Annotated in this window: 27 protein-coding genes; 6 read left to right on the plus strand and 21 right to left on the minus strand. The window is 62.9% G+C overall.

The genetic code is table 11. From position 1 onward, the window contains the following. Positions 1–3: 3 nt before the first annotated feature. From EG850_RS11095 to EG850_RS11185, 21 genes are all read right to left on the minus strand, one after another. Positions 4–189 carry a hypothetical protein gene (locus EG850_RS11095; RefSeq protein ID WP_124973466.1) on the minus strand — a complete coding sequence of 62 codons (186 nt, stop codon included), beginning with the start codon at positions 187–189 and terminating at the stop codon, positions 4–6. Next, the gene (locus tag EG850_RS11100) at positions 176–502 is read right to left on the minus strand and encodes a hypothetical protein (RefSeq protein WP_124973468.1); all 327 of its coding nucleotides are present in this window, start codon (positions 500–502) and stop codon (positions 176–178) included. The genes EG850_RS11095 and EG850_RS11100 overlap by 14 nt, the downstream gene beginning before the upstream one ends. Beyond that, the gene (locus tag EG850_RS11105) at positions 499–1,041 is read right to left on the minus strand and encodes a hypothetical protein (RefSeq protein WP_124973470.1); all 543 of its coding nucleotides are present in this window, start codon (positions 1,039–1,041) and stop codon (positions 499–501) included. Before EG850_RS11105 ends, EG850_RS11100 begins: the two co-directional genes overlap by 4 nt. 110 nt (positions 1,042–1,151) lie before the next feature. Then, positions 1,152–1,643, minus strand: a complete 492-nt coding sequence (locus tag EG850_RS11110) for a single-stranded DNA-binding protein (protein ID WP_124973472.1) — start codon at positions 1,641–1,643, stop codon at positions 1,152–1,154. Then, positions 1,643–1,855 carry a hypothetical protein gene (locus EG850_RS11115; RefSeq protein ID WP_124973474.1) on the minus strand — a complete coding sequence of 71 codons (213 nt, stop codon included), beginning with the start codon at positions 1,853–1,855 and terminating at the stop codon, positions 1,643–1,645. Before EG850_RS11115 ends, EG850_RS11110 begins: the two co-directional genes overlap by 1 nt. Positions 1,856–1,867: 12 nt before the next feature. Beyond that, the gene (locus tag EG850_RS11120; protein ID WP_124973476.1) at positions 1,868–2,209 is read right to left on the minus strand and encodes a hypothetical protein; all 342 of its coding nucleotides are present in this window, start codon (positions 2,207–2,209) and stop codon (positions 1,868–1,870) included. Then, positions 2,172–2,750: a hypothetical protein gene (locus EG850_RS11125; protein WP_124973478.1), complete on the minus strand. Its 579-nt coding sequence runs from the start codon at positions 2,748–2,750 to the stop codon at positions 2,172–2,174. Before EG850_RS11125 ends, EG850_RS11120 begins: the two co-directional genes overlap by 38 nt. Positions 2,751–3,149: 399 nt before the next feature. Further along, positions 3,150–4,535: a DNA cytosine methyltransferase gene (locus EG850_RS11130; protein ID WP_124973480.1), complete on the minus strand. Its 1,386-nt coding sequence runs from the start codon at positions 4,533–4,535 to the stop codon at positions 3,150–3,152. After that, positions 4,532–4,930: an HNH endonuclease gene (locus EG850_RS11135; RefSeq protein WP_124973482.1), complete on the minus strand. Its 399-nt coding sequence runs from the start codon at positions 4,928–4,930 to the stop codon at positions 4,532–4,534. The genes EG850_RS11130 and EG850_RS11135 overlap by 4 nt, the downstream gene beginning before the upstream one ends. Beyond that, on the minus strand, positions 4,930–7,506 hold the full coding sequence (locus EG850_RS11140) for a DNA methyltransferase (RefSeq protein WP_124973484.1): 2,577 nt from the start codon (positions 7,504–7,506) through the stop codon (positions 4,930–4,932). The genes EG850_RS11135 and EG850_RS11140 overlap by 1 nt, the downstream gene beginning before the upstream one ends. Then, a complete protein-coding gene (locus EG850_RS11145; protein WP_124973486.1) occupies positions 7,503–7,958 on the minus strand; it encodes a hypothetical protein in 456 nt (151 codons plus the stop codon). Before EG850_RS11145 ends, EG850_RS11140 begins: the two co-directional genes overlap by 4 nt. Beyond that, entirely contained in the window at positions 7,958–8,656 is a 699-nt protein-coding gene (locus tag EG850_RS11150) for a hypothetical protein (protein WP_124973488.1), read from the minus strand. Before EG850_RS11150 ends, EG850_RS11145 begins: the two co-directional genes overlap by 1 nt. Next, positions 8,653–9,624, minus strand: a complete 972-nt coding sequence (locus EG850_RS11155; protein WP_185715042.1) for a YqaJ viral recombinase family protein — start codon at positions 9,622–9,624, stop codon at positions 8,653–8,655. The genes EG850_RS11150 and EG850_RS11155 overlap by 4 nt, the downstream gene beginning before the upstream one ends. Next, entirely contained in the window at positions 9,621–9,950 is a 330-nt protein-coding gene (locus EG850_RS13320) for a hypothetical protein (protein WP_185715043.1), read from the minus strand. The genes EG850_RS11155 and EG850_RS13320 overlap by 4 nt, the downstream gene beginning before the upstream one ends. Beyond that, the gene (locus EG850_RS11160; protein WP_124973492.1) at positions 9,943–10,311 is read right to left on the minus strand and encodes a hypothetical protein; all 369 of its coding nucleotides are present in this window, start codon (positions 10,309–10,311) and stop codon (positions 9,943–9,945) included. The genes EG850_RS13320 and EG850_RS11160 overlap by 8 nt, the downstream gene beginning before the upstream one ends. Then, positions 10,308–10,472: a hypothetical protein gene (locus tag EG850_RS13325; protein WP_185715044.1), complete on the minus strand. Its 165-nt coding sequence runs from the start codon at positions 10,470–10,472 to the stop codon at positions 10,308–10,310. The genes EG850_RS11160 and EG850_RS13325 overlap by 4 nt, the downstream gene beginning before the upstream one ends. Next, the gene (locus EG850_RS11165) at positions 10,469–10,681 is read right to left on the minus strand and encodes a hypothetical protein (protein WP_124973494.1); all 213 of its coding nucleotides are present in this window, start codon (positions 10,679–10,681) and stop codon (positions 10,469–10,471) included. The genes EG850_RS13325 and EG850_RS11165 overlap by 4 nt, the downstream gene beginning before the upstream one ends. Before the next feature lie 64 nt (positions 10,682–10,745). Then, entirely contained in the window at positions 10,746–11,540 is a 795-nt protein-coding gene (locus EG850_RS11170) for a phage antirepressor (RefSeq protein WP_124973496.1), read from the minus strand. After that, positions 11,537–11,827, minus strand: coding sequence for a helix-turn-helix transcriptional regulator (locus EG850_RS11175; RefSeq protein WP_124973498.1), 291 nt, complete (start codon positions 11,825–11,827; stop codon positions 11,537–11,539). The genes EG850_RS11170 and EG850_RS11175 overlap by 4 nt, the downstream gene beginning before the upstream one ends. After that, on the minus strand, positions 11,824–12,078 hold the full coding sequence (locus EG850_RS11180; protein ID WP_124973500.1) for a hypothetical protein: 255 nt from the start codon (positions 12,076–12,078) through the stop codon (positions 11,824–11,826). Before EG850_RS11180 ends, EG850_RS11175 begins: the two co-directional genes overlap by 4 nt. Beyond that, on the minus strand, positions 12,075–12,323 hold the full coding sequence (locus EG850_RS11185; protein WP_124973502.1) for a helix-turn-helix domain-containing protein: 249 nt from the start codon (positions 12,321–12,323) through the stop codon (positions 12,075–12,077). Before EG850_RS11185 ends, EG850_RS11180 begins: the two co-directional genes overlap by 4 nt. Positions 12,324–12,489: 166 nt before the next feature. On the opposite strand from EG850_RS11185, the gene EG850_RS11190 reads away from it, so the two are divergent. The 6 genes from EG850_RS11190 to EG850_RS11215 form a co-directional block, all read left to right on the plus strand. Beyond that, the gene (locus tag EG850_RS11190; RefSeq protein ID WP_124973504.1) at positions 12,490–12,978 is read left to right on the plus strand and encodes a hypothetical protein; all 489 of its coding nucleotides are present in this window, start codon (positions 12,490–12,492) and stop codon (positions 12,976–12,978) included. 2 nt (positions 12,979–12,980) lie between these two features. Beyond that, complete coding sequence (locus tag EG850_RS11195) at positions 12,981–13,868, plus strand: hypothetical protein (protein WP_124973506.1); 888 nt, start codon at positions 12,981–12,983, stop codon at positions 13,866–13,868. Further along, complete coding sequence (locus EG850_RS11200; protein WP_124973508.1) at positions 13,865–14,725, plus strand: hypothetical protein; 861 nt, start codon at positions 13,865–13,867, stop codon at positions 14,723–14,725. The genes EG850_RS11195 and EG850_RS11200 overlap by 4 nt, the downstream gene beginning before the upstream one ends. A gap of 6 nt (positions 14,726–14,731) precedes the next feature. Then, on the plus strand, positions 14,732–15,568 hold the full coding sequence (locus EG850_RS11205) for a DUF3037 domain-containing protein (protein ID WP_124973510.1): 837 nt from the start codon (positions 14,732–14,734) through the stop codon (positions 15,566–15,568). 42 nt (positions 15,569–15,610) lie between these two features. Then, on the plus strand, positions 15,611–15,997 hold the full coding sequence (locus tag EG850_RS11210) for an ImmA/IrrE family metallo-endopeptidase (protein WP_124973512.1): 387 nt from the start codon (positions 15,611–15,613) through the stop codon (positions 15,995–15,997). Beyond that, the coding region (locus EG850_RS11215; protein WP_214609554.1) for a hypothetical protein at positions 15,994–16,280 on the plus strand (287 nt) is incomplete at its 3' end. The genes EG850_RS11210 and EG850_RS11215, both read left to right, overlap by 4 nt.

A 16,280-nucleotide genomic window follows, 5' to 3' on the forward strand; every position in this document is an offset into this window, starting at 1 on the left:
CGCTCATCGTGTCCTCCTGAGCTTCGGTAGGGCCTTCGTCAGGTCCATCGACGCGCGCTTGACCGCCGCCGCCTCCGGCCCGTACAGGTAGGGGTAGTCCGGGTCATGGTCGGCGCTCAGCGCCCGCTCCGCGCGGTCCAGGAACCGCCTCGCTTCTGCCACTGCCTCTTCCAGGTCACTGCGCCGCATTGGGTGTCTCCTTCGTCTTGATCCCGAGCACCGCAGCGATCTCGGGGCGCATCTCGGGGTGCTCGTCGTCGGGGCCGTGTGGCACCCACCGAACGAGCCGGTCCATCGCGTCTGCGCGCAGCTTGTCCCCGTCCGTGTCCACGTCGGTGAGCGTCGCCAACGCGATGAGCGTCGCGATGCGCTGTTGCTCGGCAATCGCTAGCAAAGCGTGCGCAATAGCGTTCTGGCTCGCGTCCGTAGCGAAGTTGCGCCCGTCTCCGCTCCCTCCCAACGCCTCCCGCGCTTCCGCGGCGTGGTCGATTCGTTCCGTCATGTCGTCTCCTTCCCGTCGAGCACCGCGAGGACATTCAGCGCGAACTGCAAGACGTAGTCGAACGGGTCGTCCGCATAGCCCTCAGTGCGCTCCAAGCAGAACTCCCGCACGGCGTCGATCTTCGCCTCGGCAGCCTCAGCCCGCTCATGCGCCGCTCGGCCCATCTCGTGCTCCTCGTGTAGCAGGCGCCATAGGTCGGTCGGGCGCCGACCATGCGCGGAACAATCCTCCTGTGGTCCGTCGCCGTATGAGCACCCGCCGTCGCAAGGCGGGACTTGCGCCCGCAGGTGCTCGACCTCGGCTTCCAGCTCCGCGATCCGCTCGGCGTCACGCTCCGCCAACCGCGCCCGCTGCGCACTACCGAGCACGGCAGACAGAACCGCATCCGCCTGCCGGTAGTAGTCATCGACCAGATGCGGGTAGTCGGGATAGGGGCGGTTCTTGCCGCCCTCAAGAAGCGCGTCCCAAGTCCAGGCCCATTCGCGCTTATCGCTCTCGTAGATAGCCCGCGCGATACGGTCACGAACCGACTCACTCATCGGAATACTCCTCGTCTAGAAAGTCACAATCACTGATCACGCACACGTGCATGCGCGCATAAAGCGTCGGAATCGTCGTCACAGTCGCATCACTCACTGCTCTGCACTCCTTAAAACGGTGGCTCGTCTTGGAAACCAAGATCCGTAGGCGGCGAACCCCACCCAGACGACGGCGAATCAGCACGGTCCTGCACCGACCGCGACCACGCCTCATGCGACTGCCCCGCGCCACCCCGTCCCGACGTGCGCGTCACCTGCGCAGTCGCATACCGCAGCGACGGACCGATCTCTTCAACGTCGAGCTCAAAGGTCGTACGCTTCTCGCCCTCGCGAGTCTCATACGAACGCTGCTTGAGCTTGCCCTGCGCGATCACGCGCTGGCCCTTCGTCATCGACGAAGCAACGTGCTCGGCGAATTCGCGCCACACCGAAGCGCGGAGGAACAGCACTTCGCCGTCCTTCCACTCGTTCGACTGACGGTCGAAGATGCGAGGAGTCGAGGCGATCGTGAAGTTCGCGACCGCAAGACCGTTCGGGGTATACCGCAGTTCAGGATCAGCCGTCAGGTTGCCCACCACAGTGATCAGAGTCTCGCCAGCCATTACTCGTCGACCTCCACCGGCTCGAGATCCCGAACCGACCGCTCCCACAACGCCTTCACCGCATCAATGTCGATCACCCCGAGCGTGATCAACGCCTCAGCGATCTTCACCGACGTCAGCACCTCCATCCGCGGATGCTCACGCTTGATCAACTCCGCCACCCGAGCCCGCAACTGAAGCCACTCGGCAGCCGTCATCTTCTTCTCGTCCATGTGTCCTGCTCCCTAAATCTGTCCATGACCGCGACCGGGTGGGCACGGCTTCATTCCTGCTTCGTGACGCCACTGCGCAACCATGCGCAACGGCACACCGAGTTGCTCGGCGATGGTCCAGTCGTCCCACCCGCCAGCAACCGCATCAAGCGCCCGACGCTGCGCCTCAGTGAACGTCGCCGGACGCCCGACATACACGAGCCCACGAATCGCATCCGCGATCACGTCAGCGACCCGAGCATCGGCACGATCCGCAACAACCGCGAGCTTCGCCCACACATCAGTCGGCATCGTCACCGGCACCGTCGTAGACCCGTCAAAATGGTTCTTCGTCGTAATAGTCCGCTTGCTCATCAGTCACCCTCCTTGATCTCTCGTACTCGTCGACCTGCTGCGAATAACGCGCTGTAGCCAGCCATGCGGAATGCCGGCGGCGAGCCGTACCGCAAGGCCCGCAATCGGCGAACCGTCCGTTCGGATGATCGGGACACCCAATCGGCGGAGCATCCAGCAGCAGCGGCCTGACCGGCGGTGCGGCCCCACGCTCCTGCGCGGCCTCCCACTCGGCCCACTCCGCCGACGCCTCGACCCGCTCCCGCAACACCCGCCCACTCCCCACAGCCGCGAATCCTCGCGAGCGTTCCCGAGGCGGCTCCGGGATGCGTGACTTCGTCGGCCGATCCACCCGCGTCGGATGCAGGAGCTGCAACAGATCCCGACCCTCCGACGTGTACAGGCGCAAGAAGCCGACGTCGTCGAGTTCCAGCAGATGCTCCTCCACGAGACTCGTCGTCACCGACTCGTCCTCCGGGTAGAGCGCCGCCCTGATCAGCGCCGGACGTGCTTCCGCCCGCCCGTGATCGTCCGCAAACAGGTGCAGGCCAAGGCCCGTCATCCGCGCCAACGTCGACGCCCTCGCCAGGTTCGCGTTCGTCCAGTCCTCCGGTCTCAACGACCTCAATCGGTTCATCGCCACGCGCATACCCCGCAATCACCGCTTCCAGAGCAAGATTCAGCAGCGCCTCAGGGACGTGGAAGCATTCCGTCCACCCGCGCCCGCGCCAGAGAATGCCGAAGGCGTCCTCCCAACGCTCGAAAGCCTTCGGGAACGAGTACGACAACTCCTCGAGCGCGAACCGCTCCCAATTCGCCGGCGTACCACGAGCCACCGACACAATCACCGCACCCGAACGAGTCAGCAGATCAATCCGCGACCACTTCCAGGCACGACCAACCTTGAGCACCTCATGCTCCGGCCAATAGGCGATATAGGTCATCGCGTACTCAGGCATGCTCATGCCGCCACCTCCGACCACGCGCGCGCCAACAGCGCGAGCACCGCGGCGGCCGCCTGCTGCGGAACGACACCGTTCCCGAGCGCACGGAGTTCCTGCACGCGAGTCAAGCCATGACCGACAACGTGCCCCTTGGGCACGCCCATCATCCACTCGACAAACGCCGACGACAGGCGGGCACCCCCCTTCGGACCTACCTCAGTAGGCGACGGCGCCTGACGACCAATCACGCCCGACCACCGCTCAACCGCAAGCGCATACTCGCCAAAGTCCCGGTAAGCGATGCGAGTAGCGAGATGCGTAGACATTTCCGGCGGTCGCCCCGAGGTGCGAGGCGTGCCAAAGTCCGCATCGCCTGCCTTCGGCGTAGGCAACATCGCGACCGCCGACGTAATCGTGAGCGAACCCGACCCATACCGCTGGCCCGGCCCACCCTTGTCCCCCGCCGAAGCCGTCGGCGTCGGCAACACATGCACCGCATCCGCGAGCGACACCGAATGCCCACCCTCACGACGCCGCACAGGATCCTGCGCACCACCACGCACACCAAGCGCAGCCTCCGGAGTCGGCAACAAATTGCCCGCCTCCACCTCTTCCAACACCTGATCAGACAGCCGCATCGTCGCACCCTCACGATCCGGATTCCGGCGCCCACCCTCAGCCTCAGCAGCGCACGGCGTACGGAACAGGCTTACAAACCCAGTTCCTCCACCAGAATCCGCAAATCCGTCACCTTCTTGCGACCCGGTTTCTTCCGCAAATGCTCTTCGGGCGAGTTCCCTGAATAGGTCGCCGTCAGAGTCGGCAGGCCAGGCGACGATGAATACCCGCTCCCGGCGATGCGGCGCCCCAACGGCGGACGCGGCGAGCAGACCCCATTCCGCATCGAACCCGAGCTCGGCCAAGTCTCCGAGAACCGCTCCGAGTGCCCGCAAATCTGAACCGTCGCCGTCTCCCACACAGATAGGGCAATATTCCAAATCAGCATCGTGAGCCTTCCCTGCCCGCGCGGACAACAACCCGCGCACGTTCTCAATCACGACAAGCCCCGGACGAAGCTCGTCAATCGCACGCGCGAACTCAGACCACAAGCCCGAGCGCGTACCGGCACCCATGCCAGCGCGACGACCCGCAAGCGACACGTCCTGACAAGGGAACCCACCCGTGAGCACGTCCACGCGCTCAACCTTCGTGAAGTCCACCTTGGTCACATCACCCAGGTTCGGCGCGTCCGGCCAGTGCTGCGCCAGCAACTTCGACGGCGCTTCATCGAACTCGCACACCCACGCCGTCTCAACCTCAACGCCAAGCCGGCTCAGTGCCGCGTGCGTGCCCATGCCGAGCCCGCCGTAGCCTGCAAATAGCTCGCCCATCTTGAGGTTCATCGTTCGCCCCTCTCGCTCGTCGCAACCGACCTCAAGCACGGCGTCCTACCGCCCGCAGAATCGAGTTGCCACCACGTACCATCCGGGTACTCGACCGGCACCAGACGGGCACGAGTAAGCACCTGCGCCGAACGTTGCCCGCGACGCAGCACGCGCACACCACGACGGATGAGATCCTGAAGCCACTCCCCGGTCGCGTCTTCCTTGTTGCCGTTGCACACGCCGCATGCGGCGATGAGGTTCGCGGCATCGTCGAGCGCCCGAGATCCGCCAGCGCCGCGATTCGCGCGATGATCGGGCACGGTTGCCCAACCCCCGCACCGTGGCCCGGCGATCACGCACAGGTGGTTATCGCGCGCGAGCACCAGCGCGGTCAACCGCTTGTCGACAGCCATCACGCCACCTCATCGAACAAATCGAACAGTGTCGGCACGGCTTGCGCTTCGTCCATCTCGCGCTGATACATGACCGCATCGCGGTACGAGGTCGGATTGAGTTCCGACGCCCGCCCCTGCCGTCCGAGCTTCCGAGCCCGCAGTGGCACCGTGCCCAACCCCCCGAATGGATCGAATACCAGTTCCCCGACATTCGAATACCGCTCGATCAGCCGATCGACGATGTCGAACTGCAGCGGGCAGATGTGGAACTCGAGCGCACGTCGAGATTGCTCACCGTTCAGCGTGAGCATGCGATTGACGTCATCCCACACGTCGGGCCGCCACGACCCCGGATCGAGGCTCTTGAACGTTGAAGGCAGCGCCTTCTTCGACTCGAGCGCTTCACCCAACTCGACATGTGCCCCGAAGTCGTAGATGTTCTCTCGCCACTGACGTTTGAACAGACGCGAACGTTGCTCTGGGGGTAACGCTGCGAGTTCATCTACAGCAAGCAGCCGGTCCCCTGACGACCGCCAGTCCGCGGCAGCGTCGATCTGCCAACGCGCGAGCGAGTAACCGTCGACGTCTTTCGTGATCCGCTCGTCCGCGTAGCCCTTCGCACGGTTGGTCTGTGGCTTGTGGAACAACAAGATGTACTCCGGCGAACCGACACCCATCTTCGACCCGTCCTTGCGCATCTCCGAATATCCGAGCCGGTACGACTGGTTGTTCTCGCGAACCACGTCGGTAGTCACCGTGATCATGCCCATGTAGTCGAACCCCCACTTGAGCCCGTGCGCGAGCGCCTCAGCGTGGAACGGTGACACCGTCGGGATTCCAGCACCCGTGACGGCACCGAATTGAATGCGGTCCTTCACGTGGCAGGCGTAGATTCGGCCCGGCCGCAGCACTCGCAATAGCTCGGGAGTGAGGTAATCCATCTGCGCCCAGAAGTGCGCGTTGTCATCGGTGTGCCCGAAGTCGTTGTAGCTCGGCGTGTACTCGTAGTGGTTGCTGAACGGGATCGAGGTCACGATGAGATCGACCGAGTTGTCGGCCATGTGATCACGCGTTTCGAGCACGCAATCGTTCAGCGCGATCGTCCACTCATCACCATGCTCTTCGACACGCTCGACCCCCATCGTGCGAGTGAGCTCGCGCGAGATCGCATCCGAGTTCAAACCGAACTCTCGGATCACATCCGACATCGTTTCAGTCAGGTCGTCGTGCTCCACCCACTTCGCCGCGAGCTCGTCCCGGATCTCCGCTTCGGTCTCCGCGTAGATGAGATGCACCGTGCAGGCGTGTTCTTGACCGAACCGCTGAATACGGTGAACGGCCTGGATGGTGTCATTGAACTTGTACGTCACACCTACAAAGACAGCAACGTGAGACTGCTGCAGGTTCATGCCCTGCCCAAGCATCACCGGCTTGCCGATGAGTGCCACAGTCTCGCGATCGCGCCATGCGTCAAGCCGACGCTCGTTCTCTTCGTCATCCAGCCCGCCGTGCACGGACGAGAACGTGATCTCATTAGCCTTCAACGCGCGCTCGATCGCATCTTGTTCAGCATTTAGGTCGCACCAAAGGACGACCTGCCCGGCACCATCTTCAAGATGTGCGCGAACGATGCGCATCAGCTCATCGACGCGCTGGCCAATCGAATCGCGCTTCTCCCGCGCCGCGTCCGCGAGCGAACGAGCACCAGAACGAACGAGTACCGCCTGCCCATCTCGCTCAACCTCGCCCGACATGAGGTCGACCTCGACAGGACGCCAATCGACAGTGAGATCCGGCAAGTCATAGCCAGCGTCGGAGTGCCCAAGATCGGAAGGTCGCTGCACGAAACATGCCCAAGTATTGAGCCACAGCCAGAACTCGCGTTCCTTGTGCGGGTACAACGTGAGGTTGCCGGCCTTGGTCGAGTCGCGCTGGAAGAAGCGCGTCAGCGCCTGGCCAGTGTCCATGATTCCCAAGAACCCGGCGTAGTGGATCAGTTCCTTGTGTCGGTTCGGTGACGGCGTGGCAGTTGCCACAAATCGGAACGAGACCCGATCGAACAATGGCAGGAACTCTTGGTACGTCTTCGACCCGAACGAGCGCAGCACGCTCGCTTCGTCGAGCGACACCGCCGCGAATTCGTCGGGGTCGAGCTTGCCGTCGCGCACGCTCTCGTAGTTGGTGACGTAGATGCCGCTCCATGCCGTGTCGATCTCTTCGGTTCGGCGGATGAACCGCACCTCGAGGTCGAGCAGTTCGTGTCCGTCGCGAATGAACTCGCCGCGCACGCCGAGCGGCGCAACAATGAGCGCCCGCCCTCCGTAGACCGGTGACCGGTGATGACCGATCACCAACCGCAGAGCCTCGAGCTGCATGACGCTCTTGCCGAGCCCGAACCGCGCGAAGATCGCGCGACGCCCACCAGCTACCGCCCACTTCACGATGTCCCGCTGGTGAGGCTTCAGTGTCGGCGAAATCTCGGTGTCGTCAACTTCGAACCCGAAGGATCGGTCAAAGGCAACCTTGTCGCGAATGAACTGCTCGTACGGAACCGACGGACGTGCGAAGAATTGGTTGTTGAGTATCGCGCTCATGACTTGTGCTCCGCTCGCACGTTCGCGTTGATCGACCGCAACAGGTCAATATCCGCCGCGATAGCTTTCGCCCAGTCCTGCGCGTACTCGAACAACAGCCACGCCGTGTCGCGCGCATCAAGCGCTTCCTGCACCGCGTCGCTGACGGTTGCGAGCTCGCGAAGCTCCGTCAACGTCGCCTTCGACCATTCCTCACGGAGACGCTTCAGTTCGACCGCTTTCGCGAGCGACAGATCACGCTCCGCGGCACGCAACGCACGCCGATACTTATCGAGACCCGCCGGCACGCGCGCATTCAACGACCGCGCCTTCTGCAACGCCGCATACGCCTGCTGCGGAGTCGCGAGCGCCGCCGCCAACTCATCCTCCGACAACGCCGACAGATTCAGCGGCACAAGCCCCAATGGAGCATCGATCACTTCGCCCGTCTCCGGGTCAATGTGCTCAGCCATCACGCACCCCGCTTCTTGTCGAGCACGCGAGGAGTCGGCCGCGAATGCCGCGCCGCCTCATCCGCCACGACCTGCTCTTGAAGAGCAGTCATGCTCTTGTTCAAGTCGCCCGCAGGCTTGCGGCGACGCTTCCGAGACGGCTTCGCCGAAGTAACCTGCTCAACCGCGGCGGGAGCCTCAAGTTCACGTCGACGTGCCCGCCATTCGCGATCCAGCACCGTCGTGAACGCGCGCACGCGCTTCGCCTCGGCCCCGATCTGCATGACCTCGTCGAGCGTGCTGGCTTCCTTGATCCGTGCCGACCAATCGATCTCTTCGACAGGTTCGGCAGGCTCGCCATCGCCTTCAGCGGCGTTCGGGAGGATCTCGACCAAGTCGCGGAACGCTCGACGGTATGCAGCGCGGATCGCGGCCGACCCGAACAACGCCATCGGGTTACGGTTCCACTTCGCACGCCATTCCTCGTCGAGCGGCACCGCTTCGGCCCACGAGATCGTCACCCGTGTCGGCGCGGATACGCCCTTGCGGTGCACCGTGGCCCGCGCGAACGCGGTCGGGTCAGTCTCTTCCGGTACAAACACCGTCGACCACGTACTGCCGTCGACCGAGAACTCGACCTCTTCGATGCCGTCCCACTCGCCCGAGGCGAGAACGATGCGCTCAATCTCCGCGATCGTTGACGCAGTCTGTGCGCTCACTTCGCACCCCCGATAAGGCGGAGCGACTGCGACCCCGACGGCGAATCCACGCCATACTCGCGCAGCAGATCGTCCTCAAGGTTCTTGAGCGCCGTGTTCGCGCGATCGGCCCGTGCACGAAGCTCGGTACGCGCATCAAGCAAGCTCTTCGGCACACGGGACTCGTCGAGCGACCGCGACCACGACGCACCCGTCAACACCGCGCCACCGCCGTCGGTGAGGAACTGCACACCGAACTTCGACCCCTGACGCGCCTTCATCGCCGCCGTCAGCTTCCGCTTCGCCGCCGCCTCCGACTTCTCGACCGGGGTCAGCTTCGCCTTCTCAGCAAGCCACACCTTGAGCAGCTCCTCGTCGTCGCCTGAGATTGAGGCGACCACTGTCATGTCGTCGTCCCACCAGTCGAGGAACGCGACCGCGCGACCGACCAGGTAGGCGATGTACTCGTCATCGCGGTGAATCCACTGCCAGTCCGGGTCATCGAGCGCGCCGAGCCCGTCTTCGTCCATCACTTCGCGCACGTAGAGCGCGCGCGTGGCGCCGGTGACGAGCATCTGCCACTGCATCTGCGCCCGATGCTCCGGCGGCACGCCAGCAAGCTTGTGCCCATGAGCATGCGACTTCACCTCAGCGACCGTGCCGTCACCAATGCCGTCAGGAGTGCCACGGAAACGTCCGTCGAGCGCGGCAGCCCAAAGCGCCCCGTTCGGCTCAATCGTCGGATCGATCGTCGCCGCGAAATCCAGCAAGAGCGCCTCACGCTCATTCCCCCGGCGAGTGTGCGCATTGCCCTGGAATCGCGACCCGTTGAGCTTCTGCTCGAGGATGCGCTCCCACACTTTGAGGTCGCCCGAAGCGATCTCGTGAATCTCCGACGCCGTCACGCCCTCGGCGCGAGCATCGAGCCACACCAGCCGTGGCGCGTCCGCGTCCACAACAACAACGCCCTTCTCGTACTGCTTACTCATGAGCACACCTCCTGTACCTCGGCCTCCCGGCCACGAATTGGGATCACGGACGCGATGTGTCCGTCGAGTTCGATAGCGCGACTCGCACATGCCGCCGGTGACGGCACCTCTGCGAGCGAAAGCCACTGCATTGCCTTGAGCGCCGGATGATGCGGAGCCTCGTTGACGAGATCGGCCAACCACTTCGCCTTCGCCTCGTCACCGACCCACGCGCGAGACGCGATGATCTCCGTGCGACCACGAAGATGTTTCGTCAGCGTCAGTTCGACGCACCACCAGGTCAGTCCCGCCGATGCACGTTCGACGATCTCGATGCGGTTAGACACGGACCACCCCCGGCTTGAACCGGAGCGCATCCCGCAGACCCCACATGGTGAGGTGCGAGCGTTGCGCGCGCTTGAGGTCGTCGAACACGCTCGCCGCCGATTCCGCCTCGACGTCGAGACGCTCGTCACAGACCGGGCACGTGAGAATCCAGCGGCCGCCCGCACTGATGACGATGTGCCCGCCCATCTCATCGAGGTCGTTCACCGGACACCAGATCGGCTCGACGTCATGGCCGCCGGCGAGCACGAACACCCCGACCGCGAGATCTCCGCCGTCATGCCCGCACTTCACGAACATGTTCGGCTCGATCGGGAACCGCTTCCGCAGCTCACGGAACGCCGCCTGCACGCCGCGGGTCATGCTTCCGCCCCCGACGAGAGAATCAACGCCGCGGCGGTAATTCCGCCAGCGACGATCAGAATGCCGCCGAACGCGGCCGCAGGCGCGACCCACGCCTGCGCAATCGCGAGCGCGAAGGCGCCAGCCACGACGAGCCCAGCCAAAATGGCACGCTTACTCATCGGTTGCTCACCGTCCCTGCGACCATCTCGAGGTCGTCCGCCGCGTCACGCCACAAGCGCACCGACTCCATGTCGCCGCGCTCGTACATCTCGGTAGCGAGCGCGTTGAACCCGGCAATCACCCGCTGCGCATCGGCATCGGTGCGGCAGTGAATTTCCGTGACGACTCGACCATCCGATCGGTCACCTGATTTGATTGAGATAGACACCGGCCCTCCTACAGGCTTGTTGTCGACCGGCCCCGCGAGCTACGACCTCGACGGGGCCATCTGTTTACTTCGAGATCTCGGCGGCCATGAGGCCGATGCGCGCGGCGATGCGCGGCATAGATGCGGCGAGCACGTACAGCGTCTGCCGCACCTGGCCGTTGTGGTGACGGGGCGCGTTGTGCTGAGCCCGCAAACTGAACTCGTGCGAGTGCTCGGCATAGGCGCGCCACTCGTACTCGTCGACGATGCGGCCCTGCTTACCGCTCCACCGCTGGCCGATCAGCTTCCGGTAGATGAACCGGCGCTCGCTCAACCGCTGACGCAGATCGCCCTCGCCGATGCCGTAGTGCGCGGCCATGTCGCGCAAGAGCACGACGTCGTCGCCCGCGGCAACATGCCGGTCGACGTACTCGACCTTCGGCGCGTCCTCGGCGACCTTCGCTTCGATCTCAGCGATGTGCGCGTCCTTCGCGGCGATCATCGACTGTGCTTCGAGCACCGCGAGCGCTAGCAATTCAGAACCAGTCGGCGCGGCCACTGCATACGACCCCGACTTGCGGATCGACGGCAGCACCTCACTCGTAATCCAGCGACGGAACGCCACGGCCTCCGGCTTGTCCGACCGGATGACCACTTCGTACATGCCAGCTTCGCTGACGACGGTCATCTCTTGCGCACCGCCTGCGGTCGGAAGGGTGTGCGTCTGACGCACACCCTCGTCGAGCCGAGCAGCGAGGCGTGAGGTGCTCGCAAGATCAAGAACGCGAGCAAGATCAGCAAGCACGAACCACGGTTCGTCGTCGATCACGACGACACGCACCTCCGCGCCCTCGAACTGGAACAACTCGAGCGCGCTCATGAGGTCACCGCCCGAAGTTCGGCTCGCGCTTCGCGTGCGGCGACAGCATCCTTGGCGCTCTCCTCGATGAATGCACGGACGTCGGCTTCGCGATAGCGGATCGTCGATCCAGCAAGGCGCAGACGCACCGGCCCGACGCCGTCGGCATCCCAACGGTGCAACGTCGACTGAGCGACACCGGCAAGAGCGGCAAATTCGCTCGCCCGCATCAGCCGAATGTCATCGAGCTCGGGATCGTCCGCCGAGATCTCAAGCGAACCGATAGGCGTGACTGGCGCAATACTCATGATTCCGCCCGCCGCTCCTGCATCGCTTCCTCAACGAGCGAAATCAAGCAGTAGCAGTCAGCATCGACCGCGTGATGGTTCCCGACGCAACGGTCATCCGGGCAACCGCAGTAGTCGCCACGCCACATGCCATCAGCGTCATCGTGACGCTTCGCCCACTCTTCAGGAGTGAAGCCAGCACCCTCGAGATAAGCGACAGCATCGTCGGTCAGGCCGACTCCTGGACGAGGGATAGAGATGAGCGTGATCACGAGGCCACCCCCGCCATTTCAGAGGGCGTTGCGTCGTACGGCTCAACGACTTCACCGGCTGAATAGCCGTAGTGGAGGCAAAGTGTTGCGACAACCTCCGATGCAGGCTGTGCACCTGCGTTGAGCCGATAGAGCGTCGAGCGACCGATACCAAGCTCGTCTGCCTGTTCATCGATAGAGGTCTGGCCGCGTTCGCGGCGACGATTGGCGAGGAAGCCCTCACGAACCCGAAGTTTAGGTGTCACTGGTGCGACCTTTCGTCTCATTTGTGCGACTACACAATGAGAGTAACACCACAGTCCCGAGTTCGAACACTTGTTTCGAATATATGTCCCAGCATTGGGACTTATCTACAAGTCTGCGAACCGCCTGTGACCTTTATTCGTCTCGCAAGTGGGACAGAATGGGGACATGGCACGAACCGAGTACACCGACTTCGAGACATTCGTGCTCGCACGAACCGATCTCACGAGCGTCGAAGCAATCGGACAGGCTGCGGGCGTGTCTCGATCCACCTACTACCGACACCGACTTCCCCGCCTGCCGATCCACCTCGTGGTGGCCGCGCTCGAAACGCTCGACCTGCCGATGCTTGAAGGCCTAATCGCCGCCGGCTGGATCGATCAGGCCGAAGTCAACCACCTCGCGACACCGGCACAGCTCGAGCTACTCCCCGATTCCAAGTTGCTCGGTCATCTCCTGCATCGCGCAACGCTTCGCGAAGAGGCTGCCCTCGAGAACGTCACGGATCTCGACCAGATGCGCACCGCCCGGACTGCGCGAAACGAACCCGTCACCGCACCCAAAGACCTGCTCGACGACTTCGACCACGAGGAACAGTCCGCCGCAACCAAACGAGGCGTCCACTCCGTCGAAGACATTTACCACGAGGAGCCGTAGGCATGGAATGGATGAAGAAGCTGTCGATCCTGCAATGGGCTTGGATCTCGACCGCCTGCACATTTCTATTCGGTTGGCTTCCGCCCGTCGGCGCGCTGTTCCTCATCGCCGCAATCACACTCTGGATCATCTACGCACGCCGCCGTAGCCAGCCGAAGCGAGAAGCCAAACGCGCTGCTCTCCTGGCCGAGCAGGCTTACCGGGCCAACCTCGCGTCCGCGATCCCCGAACACGGGCCAGGCAAGCCCCTCATCGTCCGCGTCGCCTACCGCGACGTCAACGAACTCATGCCCGATGGCACAGACCCTGACACCGGCTACAGCTTTTACTGGCGACTCCGCGAACCGGCACTCGTCGGCCAACGAGTCATCGTGGACGGGTTTGAAGGCCCAAGCCCAGCCGTCGTCATCGGCTACGGGCGTGGCGCCGGAGCCGTCGGCCTTCGACTCAAAGACGTCACCAGCATCATCCAAGGAGCACCGCTCGCCGTTCTCGAACCGAGCCACCACGACGAGATGGTCGCCCGAGTCATCGACGCCCGCACACTCCTCGGCATGCCACCCCACCCGACCCTGCAACGCCGGCACGATATCGCAGGCAGCGTCTTCCCACCTGTCGATGGACCAGCCGACCCACACTCAGCCGACCTCTACGGACGCAAATGGTGGGGCGTCTACAAGAACGCCGAACAACTCAACCTCGACCAGGGCGAACTCGCCGAGATCAAAGCCATCGCCAACTACTGGTTCGCAATTCGCGACGGCAAAGCAACTCCACCTCATACACTCAACAGCCCTCCCGGCAGACCAGCATTCCGACCTACCAATGAATCATCTGGTTCAAAGACCGGCGAGCACTCACGGGACACCGTCGACCCGGAGACCACATGACTCGGAAGATCACCTCAATCTCTGGCACGCGCGCATCGTGGTTTGGAATCCTGGACGGATATCCCAGGGGAGTCGCGGTCAGAACGCTCGTTGCTCCACTTCACGTAGCTACTGACTCTGGTGCCGGTTGTTTTTTCGGACTTCTCGACGATGGCTCCGAAGTCTGGGTCAAGTTGCCTGGCAACCCGCAAGGCACCCAGGTACTCGTCAATGAGACAGTCATCGGAGGGTTTTCAACTCTTATTGCTGGCCCGACACCTCATAGAGAATTAGTCAACGTTGACGCCGACCTAATTAACAGCTGGTCTGGCAGGCCACTTTGGGGAGACCGATATATGCATCTCGATGGGCCTGTCATCGGCCATGCGTCAACCCACATCGAGCTTGTAACCGAGCATCCTGCCGAGGCCTTCCAATATCCCAAGCGCGATGATAATGAGCGCCGACAAGCACACCTGGCTGCTCTCTGGGATCTGTTCCTTGGAGGCGACCCTCAATGGCTCTATCAACACCCACGTGACCACTCGATTTGGAGCCACGACCACGGCTTTTGGATGTACACCCAGGAGAGCGACTGGACTGAATGTGATCTATTCCAATTGGTTGGCGTCGACAATCAGTGGGCCGACCTAAGCGCCCTTGACCCGGATTCGCTCGAGACTGCGGCGCTCGAGTTGGAATCAATCACACACAAGCAAGTCCTAGACGTCATTGCACAGGTACCTGCTTGCTGGGGTACTCCAAATCGTGACCTCGAAGCCTTAGGCTGGTTCATCACCACCCGGATCCCCGACGTCGCGTCACGTCTCAGAAACGGCGCTACTCACGCAAGTCGCCAAGTACACGGAAGGAAGTGACTGGCAATGATCTACCAAACTTGGCTACTACGCCAGGTTCCCGACGTGGCACGTGGCGAATTTCGTAACGTCGGTGTCGTTGCCGGTGCCGACGGTGGCGACTGGGCGGCCAAGATCTTACCCGGCAGTTCGCAACGCGATGGCGCACGGGTCTCTGACATCGGTGATGCCCTACGCGATCTCGAACGTCGAGTCTCGGATCAGCAAGGATGGCTCGCTTCCGTTGACGATGCAATCTCCGAGCGATACATGCACCTCCTCGCGGAGCTCGGTAATAACTCATTCCGAGTTGCTGACCCAAGGCCAGTACTCGCCGAGTCAGCTACCGCTGCCGCTGAGATGCTCTTCTCTCACTTGGTTCAACGGGAACAACAAGATCGGTCGCAGGCTCGCACGCTCCTACGCAAGCTAATCCACGAGAAGCTGGCACAGTCGCTATCAAGCCTTTCAAGTGTCGAGTTCTTCGAGCACGTAAGCGCATCGCCAAGCGTCGAGAATGCATTCCCACTGAGCTTTGACTTCGCAGTCGAACAAGGTTCCAGTCTGGAGCTGGCCCACGCGTGGTCATTCGACATGATGAACCTCGACAACCTCATGGAAAAGATCCAAGCCTGGCTACTCGGCGTATCAATCATTCGAGAGCACGGAGCAACGGTACGTCTTGACAGTGAACAGCACGAATTGCGCGATGACACCCCGATCACTGTCGTCTATGACACTGTTTGGCGAGGCCCAGCGGAGGAGCGGAATAGCTTGCTGCGCAACACGCTCAGCTTGTTTGAGCACTACGAGATTGACGCAACCCCCATCTCGAGTTTCGAACCGGAGATGCTCCTACGCTGACCAAAAGTTCGTTCCGTCGGAGGCTAGTGGCATGCTCGCGACATGTTTGACCCGCACGCCTACGTCGCCCTCAACGACATCGACGTCGAGTACCGACACGACCTCCCCGATGATGGCCGCTATTACCCCGGTAGCGACCGCATCCTCATCCGAACCGGCCTAACACCGATCGAGGAACGGTCGGTGCTCACGCACGAACTCGGCCACCGGCACTATGGCCACTACTGCTCGAGCCCGCGCGCCGAACTACTCGCCGACCGATGGGCAGCACGTCGCCTCATCGACCCCGCCGAACTCGAGCGAGTCGCACGCCTCTACCCCGACAACCCCGGCGCCTGGTGCCTGCACCTGCAAGTCTCCCCGCGCCTGCTCGAGGTACACCTCGCACAACAGCAAGTCGCCCGTCCACCAATCGCCAGGAGAGCATGATGGCCGCCACATGGATCGTCGATCTCTGGGTCAAGGACGCCGAAGTGATCATGCCCGACGGGTCACTGCGCCGCATCCCACCGACAGCTGCACAACTGCGCGCACTGAACAAACTCCCCGATGAGTTCCGCACCTCGAAGTTTCAACGCGGCAAGAGATGGCGCGTCGTCTGGCACGAACACCACGACGGCAAACGCCGCGAGCGCGGCCGTAGCTTCACCGTGAAGCTCGATGCCGAGGCGTATGCCGCGGCAATGGAAGAGGACATTCGCGTAGGTCGATA

This window comes from Gulosibacter macacae (assembly GCF_003865375.1).
Taxonomy (GTDB): domain Bacteria; phylum Actinomycetota; class Actinomycetes; order Actinomycetales; family Microbacteriaceae; genus Gulosibacter; species Gulosibacter macacae.